Consider the following 14,355-nt stretch of genomic DNA (forward strand, 5'->3'; position numbering starts at 1 on the left):
ATGTCAGATTTTCAAACCATGGATGACTTTGCGGTCTTTGTTAATGACTACCTGACACCAGACCAATTGAGCGTTCAAGCCTATTCTTATGCGTCAGATCAGCAGGAACTCTCTCTTCTTGTGACCATTGATGATTATGAGATGATGTGTCGTTGGCATGCTGTCTGGACTTTTTCAGGGTTACACCAGGCCTTCTTTCAGTCTGTAATGGACTTGGATAACAGCTTTTCTATTGATAGTGATAGCTTGGCTATGAAAGTGCGTTTAAGGGATCAAGAGCTCTTGTTTAAGGCAAAGGGGCTTGAGATGGTGGTTGTCGATTTGCCTGAACCTCTTTTTCGTTTAGCTGATGTGTCTTTTAACGAAGGAGGCAAGCACTTTACCTATCTTTGTGAAGATCAGAGTGTCACAGCAGAAGATTGGGTCTTGGTTCCTATAGGCTCTGGTAATGCCGAAAAAGAAGCATTTGTAGAAAAGATTTCCTATGTCCTAGCGGACGAGGTTCCAGTTGAGCTGACAAAACTGAAAAAGGTGATTCAAAAGTTGGATTTAGTAACCGTTCGTTATGATGTGAGGGTTGTTCGGAAGGGATTTTTGAGTTTTTCAGGGATGGCTTTTGAAGGAGAGGAATTAGGTAAGCCAACAGACTTCCTTTGGGTACCTTTTTTAGCAGAACAAGATGATTTGGCTGTTCCTACCTATGGCATTCGGATCAATGATGGCGGTCGCAAGACTTATGTAACAGCCTTGGCTGGTGAGGATGATAGTATGGAAATGATTGCTCTAGCACCAGCTACTTATGCGGTATTTAAACTTAGAGGGCCTGCAATGGCAGCTGTTTGGGAGAGTTTTCACTATGCTAAGAACCATTTTGAAATGATTGACCAGCCCACTGTAGAGGTCTATCTCCCAGGAAATCGTCAGGCTGAAGACTATGAGATGGAAGTTTGGATTCCAATAAAGGAGGAAGTTTAGATGCGTCTGGATAAGTTTTTGGTAGACTGTGGGGTCGGGAGTCGTAGTCAGGTCAAGACCTTTCTAAAAAAGAAGCAAGTGACTGTAAATGGTCAAGTGGAGACATCACCTAAGGCTCAGATTGATGAGAATAAAGACCGAATTGCTTACTTGGGTCAGGAGCTGACACATGAGACCTTTGTTTACTATCTTTTAAATAAGCCTCAGGGGGTCATTTCAGCAACAGAGGATACCTGTCACAAGACAGTGCTCGATTTACTCGATGACACAGCAAGACATAAGCAGGTCTTTCCTGTTGGTCGTTTGGATATTGATACTCACGGCCTCCTGCTTTTGACCAATAATGGCGACTTAGCTCACGCCATGCTATCTCCAAAGAAACATGTGGACAAGATTTATCAAGCCAAGGTGGATGGTATCATGGATCAGGAGGATATCCTAGCTTTTGAAAAAGGGATTGAACTCAAAGACCACACTTGCCAACCAGCTAAACTAGAGATTGTATCCGTAGATAGGGATGCTGGGACTAGCTTGGTTCAGATTACCATTGCTGAGGGGAAATTCCATCAGGTTAAGCGTATGGTAGCTGCTTGTGGTAAGGAAGTGACAGAGTTACAACGTATGAGTATGGGGCCTTTAAGTCTGCCAGATGATTTAGAACTTGGTGCTTGGCGACGTTTAACCGAGGAGGAGTTGGAAGCTTTAGCTGTTTTTGGAATTCCTTTGGCTTAAGCTAGTTAAGAGTTGCGAAATGGGCAGATTTTTGTTACTATTATTGTGAAATAATAGAAGAAAAAACGAGGTAAATTCAAGTGGCATTTGGAGATAACGGACCACGTAAGAAATCATTTTTTGAACGTCTAACAGTATTGGTCGTTTTGATTATGCTATTAGTAACAGTTGGGGCATTGATTTTCCAAGCAGTCGCAGCTGTCCTTTAAGACGCTATCAAGCGTTTTTTTGTGTCTGTCAGAAATTGTCTCATATGAGAATGTCTTGATATAGGACACATGAATCAGAAAGAGAGATATAGAGATGAGTATGTTTTTAGATACAGCCAAGATTAGTGTCAAAGCTGGTCGTGGTGGTGACGGGATGGTCGCTTTCCGTCGTGAGAAATATGTACCCAATGGCGGTCCTTGGGGCGGTGACGGTGGTAAGGGTGGCACAGTCATTTTCAAGGTTGACGAAGGTCTGCGTACCCTTATGGATTTCCGTTATAACCGTAAATTCAAGGCTAAGAATGGCGAAAAAGGGATGACCAAGGGAATGCACGGTCGAGGTGCTGAAGACCTCATCGTTAGCATCCCGCCAGGTACGACAGTTCGTGATGCTGAGACCGGCAAAGTTATTACTGATTTGGTTGAAGATGGCCAAGAGTTTGTCATTGCTCATGGTGGACGTGGTGGCCGAGGAAATATCCGTTTTGCAACACCTCGTAACCCCGCTCCTGAAATTGCTGAAAATGGTGAACCAGGTGAAGAACGTGAACTTCAATTGGAATTGAAGATTTTGGCTGATGTTGGTTTGGTTGGTTTCCCATCTGTTGGTAAATCAACGATTCTCAGTGTGGTAACGGCAGCAAAACCAAAGATTGGTGCCTATCATTTTACGACAATTGTTCCTAACTTGGGAATGGTCCGTACTAAGTCAGGTGAGAGCTTTGCTATGGCTGACCTTCCAGGATTGATTGAGGGGGCTAGTCAGGGTGTTGGTTTGGGAACGCAGTTCCTTCGCCACATTGAGCGTACACGTGTTATCCTTCATGTGATTGATATGTCAGCGAGTGAAGGGCGTGATCCTTACGAGGATTATCTTCAGATCAATAAAGAGTTGGAAACTTACAACTTACGCTTGATGGAACGCCCACAAATTATTGTGGCTAATAAGATGGACATGCCTGAGGCTGAGGAAAACTTGAAAGAGTTTAAGGAAAAATTGGCTGCTAACTACGATGAATTCGATGAGTTGCCACAAATTTTCCCAATTTCAAGTTTGGCTCACCAAGGTTTGGAAAATCTCTTAGAAGCTACTGCAAAATTGCTTGATGAAACAGACGAATTCTTGCTTTATAGCGAAGATGATATGGAACAAGAAGAAGTTTACTACGGCTTTAACGAGGATGAACGTCCATTTGAAATTAGCCGTGATGACGATGCCTCATGGGTACTTTCTGGTGAGAAACTTGAAAAACTCTTTGTTATGACCAACATGGAACGTGACGAATCTATCATGAAATTTGCACGTCAATTGCGTGGTATGGGAGTTGATGAAGCGCTTCGTGAACGTGGTGCTAAGGATGGCGACATCGTTCGTATTGGGAACTTCGAATTTGAGTTTGTGGATTGACGTTGAAAGACTCTCCAAGTGCCAAGCGCTTGATAGTCTACGGCAGCCGCTATGGCGATCTGCCTATCAACCTCACTAACTGCGCAAAGTCGGTATAATCGACCGACTTTCCTTCGTGTCGTGACCATGAAAGACTCTCTAAGTGCCAAGCATTTGATAGTCTACGGTAGCCGCTATGGCGGATTGTCTATCAACCTCACTAACTGCGTAAAGTCGGTGAAATATAAAAATATTGAAATAAGAGGTTTACAATGGGAGATAAACCGATATCCTTCAGGGATAAAGATGGGAACTTTGTTTCTGCGGCCGATGTTTGGAATCCAAAGAAACTTGAAGAACTCTTTACGCGCTTAAATCCTAACCGAAAACTCCGTCTTGAGCGTGAACGTTTGGCAAGGGAAGAAGTAGCAAAACACCCTGAATTAAATGAAGAAACAGAGCAAGTCTAGCACTTGCTCTGTTTTTTTCTTATCCAAATTGGTAATCAAAAACAGCTACTCTAGCAAGAGTAACTGTTGTGATGATTAAGCGTTTAGAACCTTGTCCAAGAAATCTTTCAAACGTGGGTGTTGTGGGTTATCGAAGATTTGATCTGGCGTACCATCTTCGAGGAACTCACCGTCCGCAGTAAAGATTACTCGGTTGGCTACCTGACGGGCAAATCCCATTTCGTGAGTAACGATAATCATGGTCATACCTTGCTCTGCCAATTCTTTCATAACGTTAAGAACGTCTCCGACCATTTCGGGGTCAAGGGCAGAAGTAGGTTCGTCAAAGAGCATGATATCAGGATTCATTGCCAAACCACGTGCAATTGCCACACGTTGTTTTTGTCCACCTGACAAGCTATCAGGTGTAGCATCGGCTTTGTCAGCAAGTCCAACACGATCAAGAAGATCCATAGCTAATTTATCAGCTTCTTCCTTGTTCATACGTCCAAGTTCAACAGGCGCAAATGTTACGTTTTCAAGGACTGTCATGTGTGGGAAGAGGTTGAAATGTTGGAAGACCATCCCGATATTTTCACGGGCTTTGTCAAGGTCTGTCTTAGGATCTGATAATTCATAGCCATCAACGACTACTTTACCAGATGTCACTGTCTCAAGTAGGTTAAGGGTACGAAGGAAGGTTGATTTACCTGAACCTGAAGGACCGATGATACATACAACGTCACCTTCGTAGAATTTGGCGTCAATGCCTTTAAGGACTTCATTGTCGCCGTATGATTTGTGCAAGTCCTGCACATCGATTTTCAATTCAGCCATTATTTAAGTCTCTTTTCTAGTCGTTTAGCCAATTTCGTCAAGCATGTGATGATGACCAAGTAAAGGATGGCCAAGATCGCATACATACGGAATGATTGGTAGTTACGAGCAATGATGATTTTACCAGTTTGGAAGAGTTCAACCAAACCGATAGCTGATACGATAGTCGTATCTTTCAATGAGATAACAAATTGGTTGATGAAGTTTGGCAACATCAAGCGAACCGCCTGTGGCAAGATAACCTTACGCATTGTTGTATTGTAAGGGACACCCAAGCTTCGGCTAGCTTCCATCTGACCAATTGGGACAGCTTCGATACCACCACGCACAATTTCGGCAATGTAAGCACCACCGTTAAGTGAGAGGGCGATTGTTGCTGCCACGAAGTCATTGATTGGTGACTGGTGACCAGTGATGTTTTCAATCAAGTTAGGAATACCCCAATAGATGAAGGCTGCAACGATCATCAATGGGATACCACGAACCACGTCAACAAAGACTTGTGAAATCACACGAAGTGTCTTGTTTGGTGCAACTGCCATCATACCGAAGATAACACCGATAATCATAGCAATAGCAAATGAAAGAAGGGTCAAACCAAGGGTAATTCCAAGACCTTGGAGAAGTTGTTTGTAGTTGTTTTTAATCAAGCCTACGATGGTTGTTTCATCGGTAGCTTTTTTTGTGCTTCCTTCTTTTGATTTGTTGCTATCGAGGTATTTATTGATAATCTTATCGTAAGTACCATCTTTCACGATAGCAGCCAAACCATTGTTGAACATTTCAATCAACTCAGGATTAGCACCTTTTTTAACAGCAAAGCCGACTTCACCAGTAGCAATACCTTCAATTGGTGTTGTAAAGTTACGCCCTTGTTGGATAGCGTATAGAAGAACGGCTTCATCATCCATAAGAGCATCGATTGAACCAGAGTTCAAGCTGTCGTACATAGTAGAAGCTTCATCGTAAGCACGAACAGTAAAGCCATATTCACCAGCGTGGTCTTCCAACCATGAGTAAGATGACGTACCATTTTTAGCTCCTACAGTCTTACCTTTGAGATCCTTGTAAGATTTAACCTTACTTCCTTTAGCTACAGCCAAACGAATGTTTGATGTGTAGTAAGGATCAGAGAAGTCAAAGATTTGTTTACGAGCATCAGTGATGGTCATACCAGCCAATACGGCATCAGCTTGGCTAGATTGTACAGCATTAAGTGATGCATCGAAACCAGGGTTTGTCAATTTGACATTGAAACCTTGGTTTTTAGCAATGGCATTGATGATATCGACATCGATACCTACATATTTACCTGAACCATTTTGGTATTCGAATGGAGCAAAAGATGAGTCCATTGAGATAGTGTAGGTTTCCTTAGCAGGAGTGGCTTTTGCGTTGGCATCACCAGTCAATTTAAGATCTGCTGAAGGTTTTGATGAAGAAGATTTTGATGAGTCACCCAACCATTTGTTCATGATTTTGTCGTAGGTGCCGTCATTCTTCATTTCCTTAAGAGCTTCGTTGAAATCTTTGATAAGATCTTCGTGTTTTCCACCTTTTTTAACAGCGAAAGCGAAGCTACCGATAGATTCAGGCTTAATGTTGATAGCGTAGTCTTTTCCTTGACCAATAGCGTATTTAACAACTGGTGTGTCGTCCATAGCTGCATCAACAGAACCAGAATCCAAGCTGTTGTTCATCAAGTCGCTAGTGTCAAAAGTTTTAACAGTGAAACCATATTTGCTAGCATTTTTATCAAGCCAAGTTTGAGAAGCGGTACCGTTTTTAACACCGACTGTTTTACCCTTCAATTGTTTGTAGTCGCTGACTTTATCGCTACTACGTGTGTAGATAACAATTGAGGTGTCGTAATAAGTGTCTGAGAAAGTAAAGACCTTCTTACGTGCGTCGGTAACAGTAGTACCGGCCATAAGGGCGTCAGCTTGGCCTGATTGAACAGCATTGACAGCTGCATCGAAACCAGGGAAGGTTTGGTTAACGTCCCAATTTTTACGTTTGGCAACTTCGTTGATGATATCAACGTCGATACCCTTGTAGGTCTGATCAGAATCTTTGAATTCAAATGGGGCATAGGCTGTATCTGAAACGACTGAGATAGTCTCGGCAGATACCTTAGCTCCGAAAACAAAGAAAACTGACATGACACTCAAGAAGAGTGTCAGAAGTTTTTTCTTCATTATAAAAAGTCTCCTTTATAAAATACCTTCCTATTCTATCAAAAAAAGGTCTTGTTATCAAACTTCTTAGAGTTTGATGTTAGGAAATATAACAAAGTTTGTTAGATATGAGAAGAGTTTTAGAAGAATTTGACAAGCTTGTGTCAATTAGTTACACTGTAATCGAATACATGTAAGATTTGTTACAGGAGCTAAAAAAATGAAGAAACGTATGCTTGAGAAATATACTAGCCTATATGATAAAGTCCCAAGTTGGCTTATGATTATGCTGTCCTGTTTTATTGCCTTTGGTTATTTCCTTATAAGTGGATTTCTATCAGGGATTGTTGTGGGAATTCCAATGGCTATTGTTCTTTCGTTCTTAGTATTAAATGGCAACATTCAGTTCCAGGATACACATTCGATTTACTATAAAATATTTTCAACCTTGTATTTTCAGTTGGGAGCCTTTGCCTTTACTGCCTTAGCTATCTTTTTCTGGGTTAAAGTTGTTGAAAAACGTCCCATTCGTACACTTGGATTTTTCAAGGGTCATATTTGGTTGAACTTGCTTAAGGGTTGGGGATTTGGGACTTTACTCTTGTTAGTTAGTTTCCTTGGGACTTATTTACTAGGCGGTTTAGAATTTGTGAAGGTAGACTTTTCGCAGAAAACCCTCTTATACATACTATCTCTAATACCTTTCTGGTTTATCCAAGGTGGAACCGAGGAACTGGTGACACGTGGTTGGTTGCTTCAGACGGTGACTAATAGATTGAACCTTTCTTGGGGAATTGCTATTTCAAGTTCTCTCTTTTCAATGCTACACTTGGGAAATCAAGGAGTTACCGCCTTGTCTCTCATCAGTATTGTTTTAGTAGGGGTTCTCATGGCCCTTTACATGCTCAAGACAGATAATATTTGGGGGGTCGCTGCCCTTCACGGTGCTTGGAACTTTGCGCAAGGAAATCTAGTTGGCGTGTCAGTTAGTGGACAGAATGCGGGTGGCAGCTTATTGCACTTTCAGGCCAGGTCAGGTGTACCTGATTGGTTGTCAGGTGGGACCTTTGGCCTAGAAGGGAATATCGTTACCTGTGTGGTTCTGGTGGTAGGTATCATCATTCTTCGATTACAATTAAAGAAAGAAAACTTTTAAGGCTGAGTTCTAAAGACTCGGTCTTTTTACTTCTATGTTAAAATAGAAGTAAAGTTTGTAAAAGAGGAAGAGATGATAGTTAAGATTGAGCGAGGTATGATTTGGGTACAGATTGTCTATGGACTTATACTTCTTATCGCTTCCATCGGTTTATTCTGTTGTTTTCTTATAGATGATTATCGTTTTGGGAATTTTGTGGATAACTGTGTTGCCTTCCTCGTTTTACTAATATTTCTTCATGCTCTGACTAACTTAGTTGATGGTATTGTGAGACTTAAAGGTCATAAAAAAATATTGGAAATTAACAATGATACCTTTATTTATTATGGAAGGTTATGTGGACGAGTAACCTTTGAGATTCCGCTGTCTGAAATTGACTTGGTTATGAAGGACTGGTCAACGCCAATGGATGATGCAAAACACTCATCAGCTATATACTATATCCTAAAACGTATCTATGATTTCGGGAATATAAGGTCTTGGGAAAGGAAGAGGTATAGAGTTTTATACATTTTTTTCAAAGATAGTAAAACGGCCTTGAAATATGATAAAAAACTCGGTTATCAGACACGAAGAAAGCGCAAATACGTTGCTGAGACACGAATGATACATATTCCCATCAGTAGTGGAGAATTTTTCTCCGACCAAGAGATGAATGATTACATAAATGAAAGGAAAAACAATGATAGATAGAAAAGAAGACAACCAATTTCATTTGGTTTCTAAATATGAACCTTCTGGGGACCAACCTCAGGCCATCGAAACCTTGGTTGATAATATCGAAGGTGGGGAGAAGGCTCAAATCCTAAAGGGAGCGACAGGGACAGGTAAGACCTATACCATGAGTCAGGTCATCCAGCGCGTGAATAAACCAACCTTGGTTATCGCCCACAATAAAACTTTGGCAGGTCAGCTTTACGGAGAATTCAAGGAGTTTTTCCCAGACAATGCTGTAGAATACTTCGTTTCCTACTATGATTTCTATCAGCCAGAGGCCTATGTACCATCATCAGATACCTATATCGAAAAAGATAGCTCTGTAAACGATGAAATTGATAAGCTACGACACTCAGCAACGTCGGCCCTCCTTGAGCGTAATGATGTTATCGTTGTGGCTTCTGTTTCTTGTATTTACGGTTTGGGTTCGCCTAAAGAATATGCTGATTCAGCAGTTAGTCTTCGTCCAGGCCAAGAAATTTCTCGAGACAAGCTGCTAAATGACCTAGTTGATATCCAGTTTGAGCGAAACGATATTGATTTCCAACGTGGGAAATTCCGTGTGCGTGGCGATGTGGTCGAAATTTTTCCTGCCAGCCGTGATGAGCACGCCTTTCGTGTCGAATTTTTCGGTGATGAGATTGACCGCATTTGTGAGATTGAGAGTTTGACAGGACGCAATCTCGGTGAAGTCGAGCACCTTGTTCTTTTCCCGGCGACTCACTTTATGACTAATGAAGAGCATATGGAAGAGGCCATCAAGAATATTATGGAAGAGATGGAAGCTCAGGTTAAGCAATTTGAAGCTGAGGGTAAGCTCATCGAGGCTCAACGTATCCGCCAAAGGACAGAATACGATGTTGAAATGCTTCGTGAGATGGGCTACACAAATGGTGTTGAAAACTACTCACGACACATGGATGGGCGAAAAGAGGGCGAGCCACCGTTCACCTTGCTTGATTTCTTCCCAGAAGATTTCCTCATCATGATTGATGAAAGTCACATGACAATGGGTCAGATTAAGGGAATGTATAACGGGGACCAAGCTCGTAAGAAGATGTTGGTTGATTACGGTTTCCGTTTGCCATCGGCGCTTGATAACCGTCCCCTTCGACGTGAAGAATTTGAGAGTCATGTTCATCAGATTGTCTATGTGTCTGCTACTCCAGGTGACTATGAGATGGAGCAAACTGAGACTGTCGTTGAGCAAATTATCCGTCCGACAGGGCTTCTTGATCCAGAAGTCGAAGTTCGTCCAACCATGGGACAAATGGATGACCTCCTCGGTGAAATCAATGCTCGTACTGAAAAAGGCGAGCGTGTCTTTGTAACCACTTTGACTAAGAAGATGGCTGAAGACTTGACTGACTATCTCAAGGAAATGGGTGTCAAGGTCAAATACATGCACTCTGACATTAAGACTCTAGAGCGTACTGAGATTATCCGTGACCTACGTTTGGGTGTCTTTGATGTTCTTATCGGTATTAACCTTCTCCGTGAGGGGATTGACGTTCCTGAAGTTAGTCTGGTTGCTATTTTGGATGCTGATAAGGAAGGCTTCCTTCGTAATGAACGTGGACTTATCCAAACAATCGGACGTGCTGCCCGAAATAGTGAGGGGCACGTTATCATGTATGCGGATAAGATTACAGAGTCTATGCAGAAGGCCATGGATGAAACAGCTCGTCGTCGTGAAATCCAGATGGCCTATAATAAGGAGCATGGCATTGTTCCACAAACGATTAAGAAAGAAATTCGTGACCTTATTTCTATTACCAAGGCTAATGAAGCAGAAGTGGCAGAAGATACTGTGGACTACAGTGCCATGAACAAGAAAGAACGCCAAGAAGCCATCAAGAAACTTCAAAAGCAAATGCACGAAGCGGCAGAACTGCTTGACTTCGAGTTGGCGGCTCAAATCCGTGATATGGTTCTTGAGCTGAAGAGTATGGATTAAGGCTAGTTACATCACTTAGGCAATATAAGTAAGAAAGGAAATATATGTCACGTTCACAAGCAACTATTTTAACTAATATGTGTCTCATCGAAGATGGCCGTGGAAATATTGTCATGCAAATCCGCGATCCAAAGCGTTATTACTGGTCGGGAGCAGCCCTACCCGGTGGCCATATCGAAGCACATGAAGGTCTGGTAGAATCAGTTATCCGTGAGGTTAAAGAAGAAACTGGCTTGACCATCAAAAACCCTAAATTAGTTGGTATGAAGCATTTTTACACGACAGATAACGAACGGTACTTGGTTTTCCTCTATAGGACCTCAGATTTTGAAAGAGAAATCCATTCAACAGAGGAGGGCGAAGTTCGCTGGGTTGCCAGGGAGGATGTGCCTAAGATGGACTTGGCTTATGACATGCTCAATCTGCTACGTGTCTTTGAAGAAGACAATCTCTCAGAACTTTTCTATCGGGAGCGCCTTGAAGATGACTTCGTCCGAGAATTTTGGTAATAAAATGAACTATTTATTCAAATGAATGAATAGTTTTTTTGTCTTAAAATCAGATAGAAGGCTTTAAAATAAACGAATTACAAGATTTATAGCAATGCCAATATTAATAAAAATAAAATTATAATCAATAAAAGTCCATTTTTTCGTTGACAAATGCATAATAATACATTATTATACTTACATAAGTTAATAAATATAGAAAAGAGATTGATTATGAAAACATGGAAAAAACTTTTGTTGGGATTTGCAGGGATTTTCGCTTTGACAGCTTTAGCAGCTTGTTCTTCGTCGAAGGACTCTTTGGAAAAGGTACAAGATAAAGGGACATTGACAGTTGCTCTTAATCCTCACTTTGCTCCTTTTGAATTTAAGACAATTCAAAATGGTAAGGATACGATTGTTGGGGCAGATGTCGAAATTGCTAAGGCAATTGCAGATGAGCTTGGCGTAAAAGTCAAATTCTCTGAAATGTCTTTTGATAATGTCTTAGCAAATGTTCAATCTGGTAAAGCAGACATCGCCATTTCCGGAATATCTGCCACTAAGGAACGTCAGAAAATCTTTGATTTCTCAGATACCTACTATGAGTCTGAAACGGTTCTTGTTGTCAAGAAAGATGCGACAGGAACTTACAAAGAAACAGGTGATTTTGCTAAAAAATCTGTAGCTGTTCAAAAAGGTTCTATTCAAGAAAATATCGCCAAAGCCAACTTGTCAGATGCTAATGTGGTATCCTTGGCGCAACCTGGCGAAGCCATCAATGAATTGAAGTCTGGTCAAGTTGAAGGAGTAGTTCTTGAAAAGGCCATTGCAAAAGGTTATGTAGACCAAAACAGCGACCTAGCTGTGTCAGACATCACGCTCAAGTCTGATTCAAAAGATGCCTATGCTGTAGCGATGCCTAAAGGAAGCGATAAGCTAAAAGAAAAGGTTAATAAGGTTATCGCTAAACTCAAAAAAGAAGGTAAGATTGACAGCTATGTTCAAGATGCCTACACTCTTTCACTTAAGAGTTCTAGCAAATAAGGAGTTATTATATGAAGAAATTTTGGTTTATCCTTACAGCTCTAGTCGCTACCTGCTTTCTAGTTGCTTGTAGCGGAAGTCAGGGAGTAAATCCCAAAACGATTAAGGAAAAGAAGAAAATTGTCGTGGCAACAGAATCAGAATTTGCACCATTTGAGTTCAAATCATTGGTTAACGGCAAAGATACGCTAGTTGGAGCAGACATCGAGTTGGCCAAAGCTATCGGTGAAAAACTCGGTGTAAAGGTTGAATTTTCCGTGATGTCTTTTGATAATGTTCTTGCTAACGTGCAAAGTGGTAAAGCCGATATTGCCATTGCAGGGATTTCGGTGACAGACGAACGTAAGAAGGTTTATGATTTTTCAGACAGCTACTATACGTCAGAAAATGTAGTGATTGTCAAAAAAGACAAGGTAAATGACTATACAAGCACTGATAGTCTCGCAAAACAAACTGTCGGTACGCAAAAAGGCTCTGTTCAAGAAACCGTTGCTAAGAAACAAATTTCTAAGGCAAGTGTAGTATCACTGACTTCAAATGGCGAAATGATTAATGAACTCAAGTCAGGACAGCTTCAAGCAGTTGTACTTGAGAAGGCCATTGCAGAAGGTTATATCGCTCAAAATGATGATTTAACCCTTGCCAACTTTAACCTCAAGTCAGACGGTTCAGATGCTTATGCAGTCGCAACACGTAAGGGGTCAGATGACTTGCTTAAAGAAATCAATGCCGTCATCAAAGAGACTAAAGACTCTGGAAAATTTGACCAATGGTTAAAAGAAGCATCAACCTACAAACAAAGTAAGTAAATTTAAAACTTCTGAGCACCTGAAACGAGTCAATTTCAGGTGCTTTCATCAACGGCGGAAAGTCTCGTTTGGTGTTGGCTTTGCTCACTCAAGGGGAGTCGTCAAAAATTCTTAAATCTAAATGGGGGAATACCCCATTTTTTATTGAATTCTCTGCTAAAAACAGTTATTATCAAAGTAGGTAAGTCTGTCAAAATAGACAAATGACATCGTATAGAGTGCTTAAGAAAAGCAAGGAGAAACTATGAAGCTACCACGTTTTGGTGTTGAAGAATGGCTGAATGTCCATGAAAAGTCTGCCATATATGATATCGCAGGAGTTTCAATTAAGGCCCTCACAATGGAAGAATTATTTGACTTATCAGGCCTTGATAAGGAAGCCTTTTTTGCTCAACTACTAAAGAAAAAGATGGATTACGGCTGGATTGAAGGGGCACCAGAGTTCAAAACTCAAGTGTCTAGCTTATACAAGGACATGCCGGTTGATAATATCCTCCAAACTAATGGGGCTACAGGAGCGACGATGCTAGCTCTTTATGCGCTTATTGAGCCTGAGGACCATGTCATCTCCATGTATCCAACTTATCAGCAGCTCTATGACATTCCTAAGTCGCTAGGGGCAGACGTGGATCTCTGGGAGGTTGAAGAAGACAAGGGCTGGTTGCCTGATTTGGACCAACTCCGTCGTCTGATTCGTCCTAATACCAAGATGATCTGTATTAACAACGCCAACAATCCTACTGGTGCCCTTATGGATACTGCTTACCTTGAGGAGCTTGTGACTATCGCTAAAGAAGTAGACGCCTATATCTTCTCAGATGAGGTCTATCGCAGTTTTGACCAACCTGCACCTTCTATTGTGGATTTGTATGAAAAGGGCATTGCCGTCAACAGTCTTTCAAAGACCTATTCCATTCCCGGTATTCGTGTGGGTTGGGTAGCTTCTAACACTGAGGTGGCGGACATTCTACGTGATTACCGCGACTACACGATGATTTGTGCCGGAGTCTTTGATGATATGGTGGCTACCCTTGTCTTGGAAAATAAAGAGGCCATCTTGAAACGCAACCGTCAGATTGTAGAGGAAAATCTCGCCCTTATGGATGCCTGGATTGCCAAAGAGCCTAAGGCGTCTTGGGTTAGGCCTGCTAGTGTGTCAACTTCCTTCGTCAAATTAGATGTGAATCGTCCTATCGAAGATTTTGCCTTAGAGCTTCTTCAGGACTATGGTGTGCTTGTGGTTCCAGGGAACCGTTTTGACAAGGAGTCCCATGTCCGCATCGGTTATTGTTGTGATAAGGAAGTCCTTCAAAAGGGCTTAGAAAAACTGTCGCAATTTCTTAATAAATGTTGACAATACCACTAATTTTAAGTAAAATAAACGAGCAAAAATTATATTTATACAGGAGTTTCTT

General features: G+C 41.5%; 14 protein-coding genes. 12 read left to right on the forward strand and 2 right to left on the reverse strand.

Going from position 1 to position 14,355, the window contains the following annotated elements:
* From AX663_RS02890 to AX663_RS02905, 5 genes are all read left to right on the forward strand, one after another.
* Window positions 1-975, forward strand: coding sequence for a GyrI-like domain-containing protein (locus tag AX663_RS02890; protein WP_060972632.1), 975 nt, complete (start codon window positions 1-3; stop codon window positions 973-975).
* Window positions 976-1,707 carry a pseudouridine synthase gene (locus tag AX663_RS02895; protein WP_060972633.1) on the forward strand — a complete coding sequence of 244 codons (732 nt, stop codon included), beginning with the start codon at window positions 976-978 and terminating at the stop codon, window positions 1,705-1,707. It begins immediately after the preceding gene.
* Window positions 1,708-1,787: 80 nt separating this feature from the next.
* Window positions 1,788-1,916, forward strand: coding sequence for a DUF4044 domain-containing protein (locus tag AX663_RS10265; protein ID WP_002884629.1), 129 nt, complete (start codon window positions 1,788-1,790; stop codon window positions 1,914-1,916).
* Window positions 1,917-2,010: 94 nt separating this feature from the next.
* Window positions 2,011-3,324 carry a GTPase ObgE gene (gene obgE, locus AX663_RS02900; protein WP_060972634.1) on the forward strand — a complete coding sequence of 438 codons (1,314 nt, stop codon included), beginning with the start codon at window positions 2,011-2,013 and terminating at the stop codon, window positions 3,322-3,324.
* Window positions 3,325-3,575: 251 nt separating this feature from the next.
* The gene (locus AX663_RS02905; RefSeq protein WP_060972635.1) at window positions 3,576-3,773 is read left to right on the forward strand and encodes a hypothetical protein; all 198 of its coding nucleotides are present in this window, start codon (window positions 3,576-3,578) and stop codon (window positions 3,771-3,773) included.
* A gap of 75 nt (window positions 3,774-3,848) precedes the next feature.
* Here the strand turns inward: AX663_RS02905 and AX663_RS02910 are convergent, their stop codons facing one another.
* Together AX663_RS02910 and AX663_RS02915 are read right to left on the reverse strand one after the other, a co-directional pair.
* Window positions 3,849-4,589, reverse strand: coding sequence for an amino acid ABC transporter ATP-binding protein (locus tag AX663_RS02910; RefSeq protein ID WP_060972636.1), 741 nt, complete (start codon window positions 4,587-4,589; stop codon window positions 3,849-3,851).
* Window positions 4,589-6,787 (reverse strand): ABC transporter substrate-binding protein/permease, encoded by a 2,199-nt coding sequence (locus tag AX663_RS02915; RefSeq protein ID WP_048673755.1) that lies wholly within the window; start codon window positions 6,785-6,787, stop codon window positions 4,589-4,591. The genes AX663_RS02910 and AX663_RS02915 overlap by 1 nt, the downstream gene beginning before the upstream one ends.
* Window positions 6,788-6,986: 199 nt before the next feature.
* On the opposite strand from AX663_RS02915, the gene AX663_RS02920 reads away from it, so the two are divergent.
* The 7 genes from AX663_RS02920 to AX663_RS02950 all read left to right on the forward strand — a co-directional run bounded on the left by AX663_RS02920 (window position 6,987) and on the right by AX663_RS02950 (window position 14,294).
* Complete coding sequence (locus AX663_RS02920) at window positions 6,987-7,922, forward strand: CPBP family intramembrane glutamic endopeptidase (protein WP_060972637.1); 936 nt, start codon at window positions 6,987-6,989, stop codon at window positions 7,920-7,922.
* A 72-nt stretch (window positions 7,923-7,994) separates the two neighbouring features.
* Window positions 7,995-8,615 carry a hypothetical protein gene (locus AX663_RS02925; RefSeq protein WP_002891486.1) on the forward strand — a complete coding sequence of 207 codons (621 nt, stop codon included), beginning with the start codon at window positions 7,995-7,997 and terminating at the stop codon, window positions 8,613-8,615.
* A complete protein-coding gene (gene uvrB, locus AX663_RS02930; protein ID WP_037598320.1) occupies window positions 8,605-10,596 on the forward strand; it encodes an excinuclease ABC subunit UvrB in 1,992 nt (663 codons plus the stop codon). The genes AX663_RS02925 and uvrB overlap by 11 nt, the downstream gene beginning before the upstream one ends.
* 44 nt (window positions 10,597-10,640) lie before the next feature.
* On the forward strand, window positions 10,641-11,105 hold the full coding sequence (locus AX663_RS02935; protein WP_060972638.1) for an 8-oxo-dGTP diphosphatase: 465 nt from the start codon (window positions 10,641-10,643) through the stop codon (window positions 11,103-11,105).
* A gap of 213 nt (window positions 11,106-11,318) precedes the next feature.
* Window positions 11,319-12,131, forward strand: coding sequence for a transporter substrate-binding domain-containing protein (locus AX663_RS02940; protein ID WP_060972639.1), 813 nt, complete (start codon window positions 11,319-11,321; stop codon window positions 12,129-12,131).
* A gap of 11 nt (window positions 12,132-12,142) precedes the next feature.
* Entirely contained in the window at window positions 12,143-12,940 is a 798-nt protein-coding gene (locus AX663_RS02945) for a transporter substrate-binding domain-containing protein (protein WP_002891481.1), read from the forward strand.
* Window positions 12,941-13,184: 244 nt separating this feature from the next.
* Window positions 13,185-14,294: an aminotransferase gene (locus AX663_RS02950; RefSeq protein WP_060972640.1), complete on the forward strand. Its 1,110-nt coding sequence runs from the start codon at window positions 13,185-13,187 to the stop codon at window positions 14,292-14,294.
* Window positions 14,295-14,355 lie beyond the last annotated feature (61 nt).

The sequence above is a fragment of the Streptococcus sp. CCH8-H5 genome (genome assembly GCF_001556505.1).
Taxonomy (GTDB): domain Bacteria; phylum Bacillota; class Bacilli; order Lactobacillales; family Streptococcaceae; genus Streptococcus.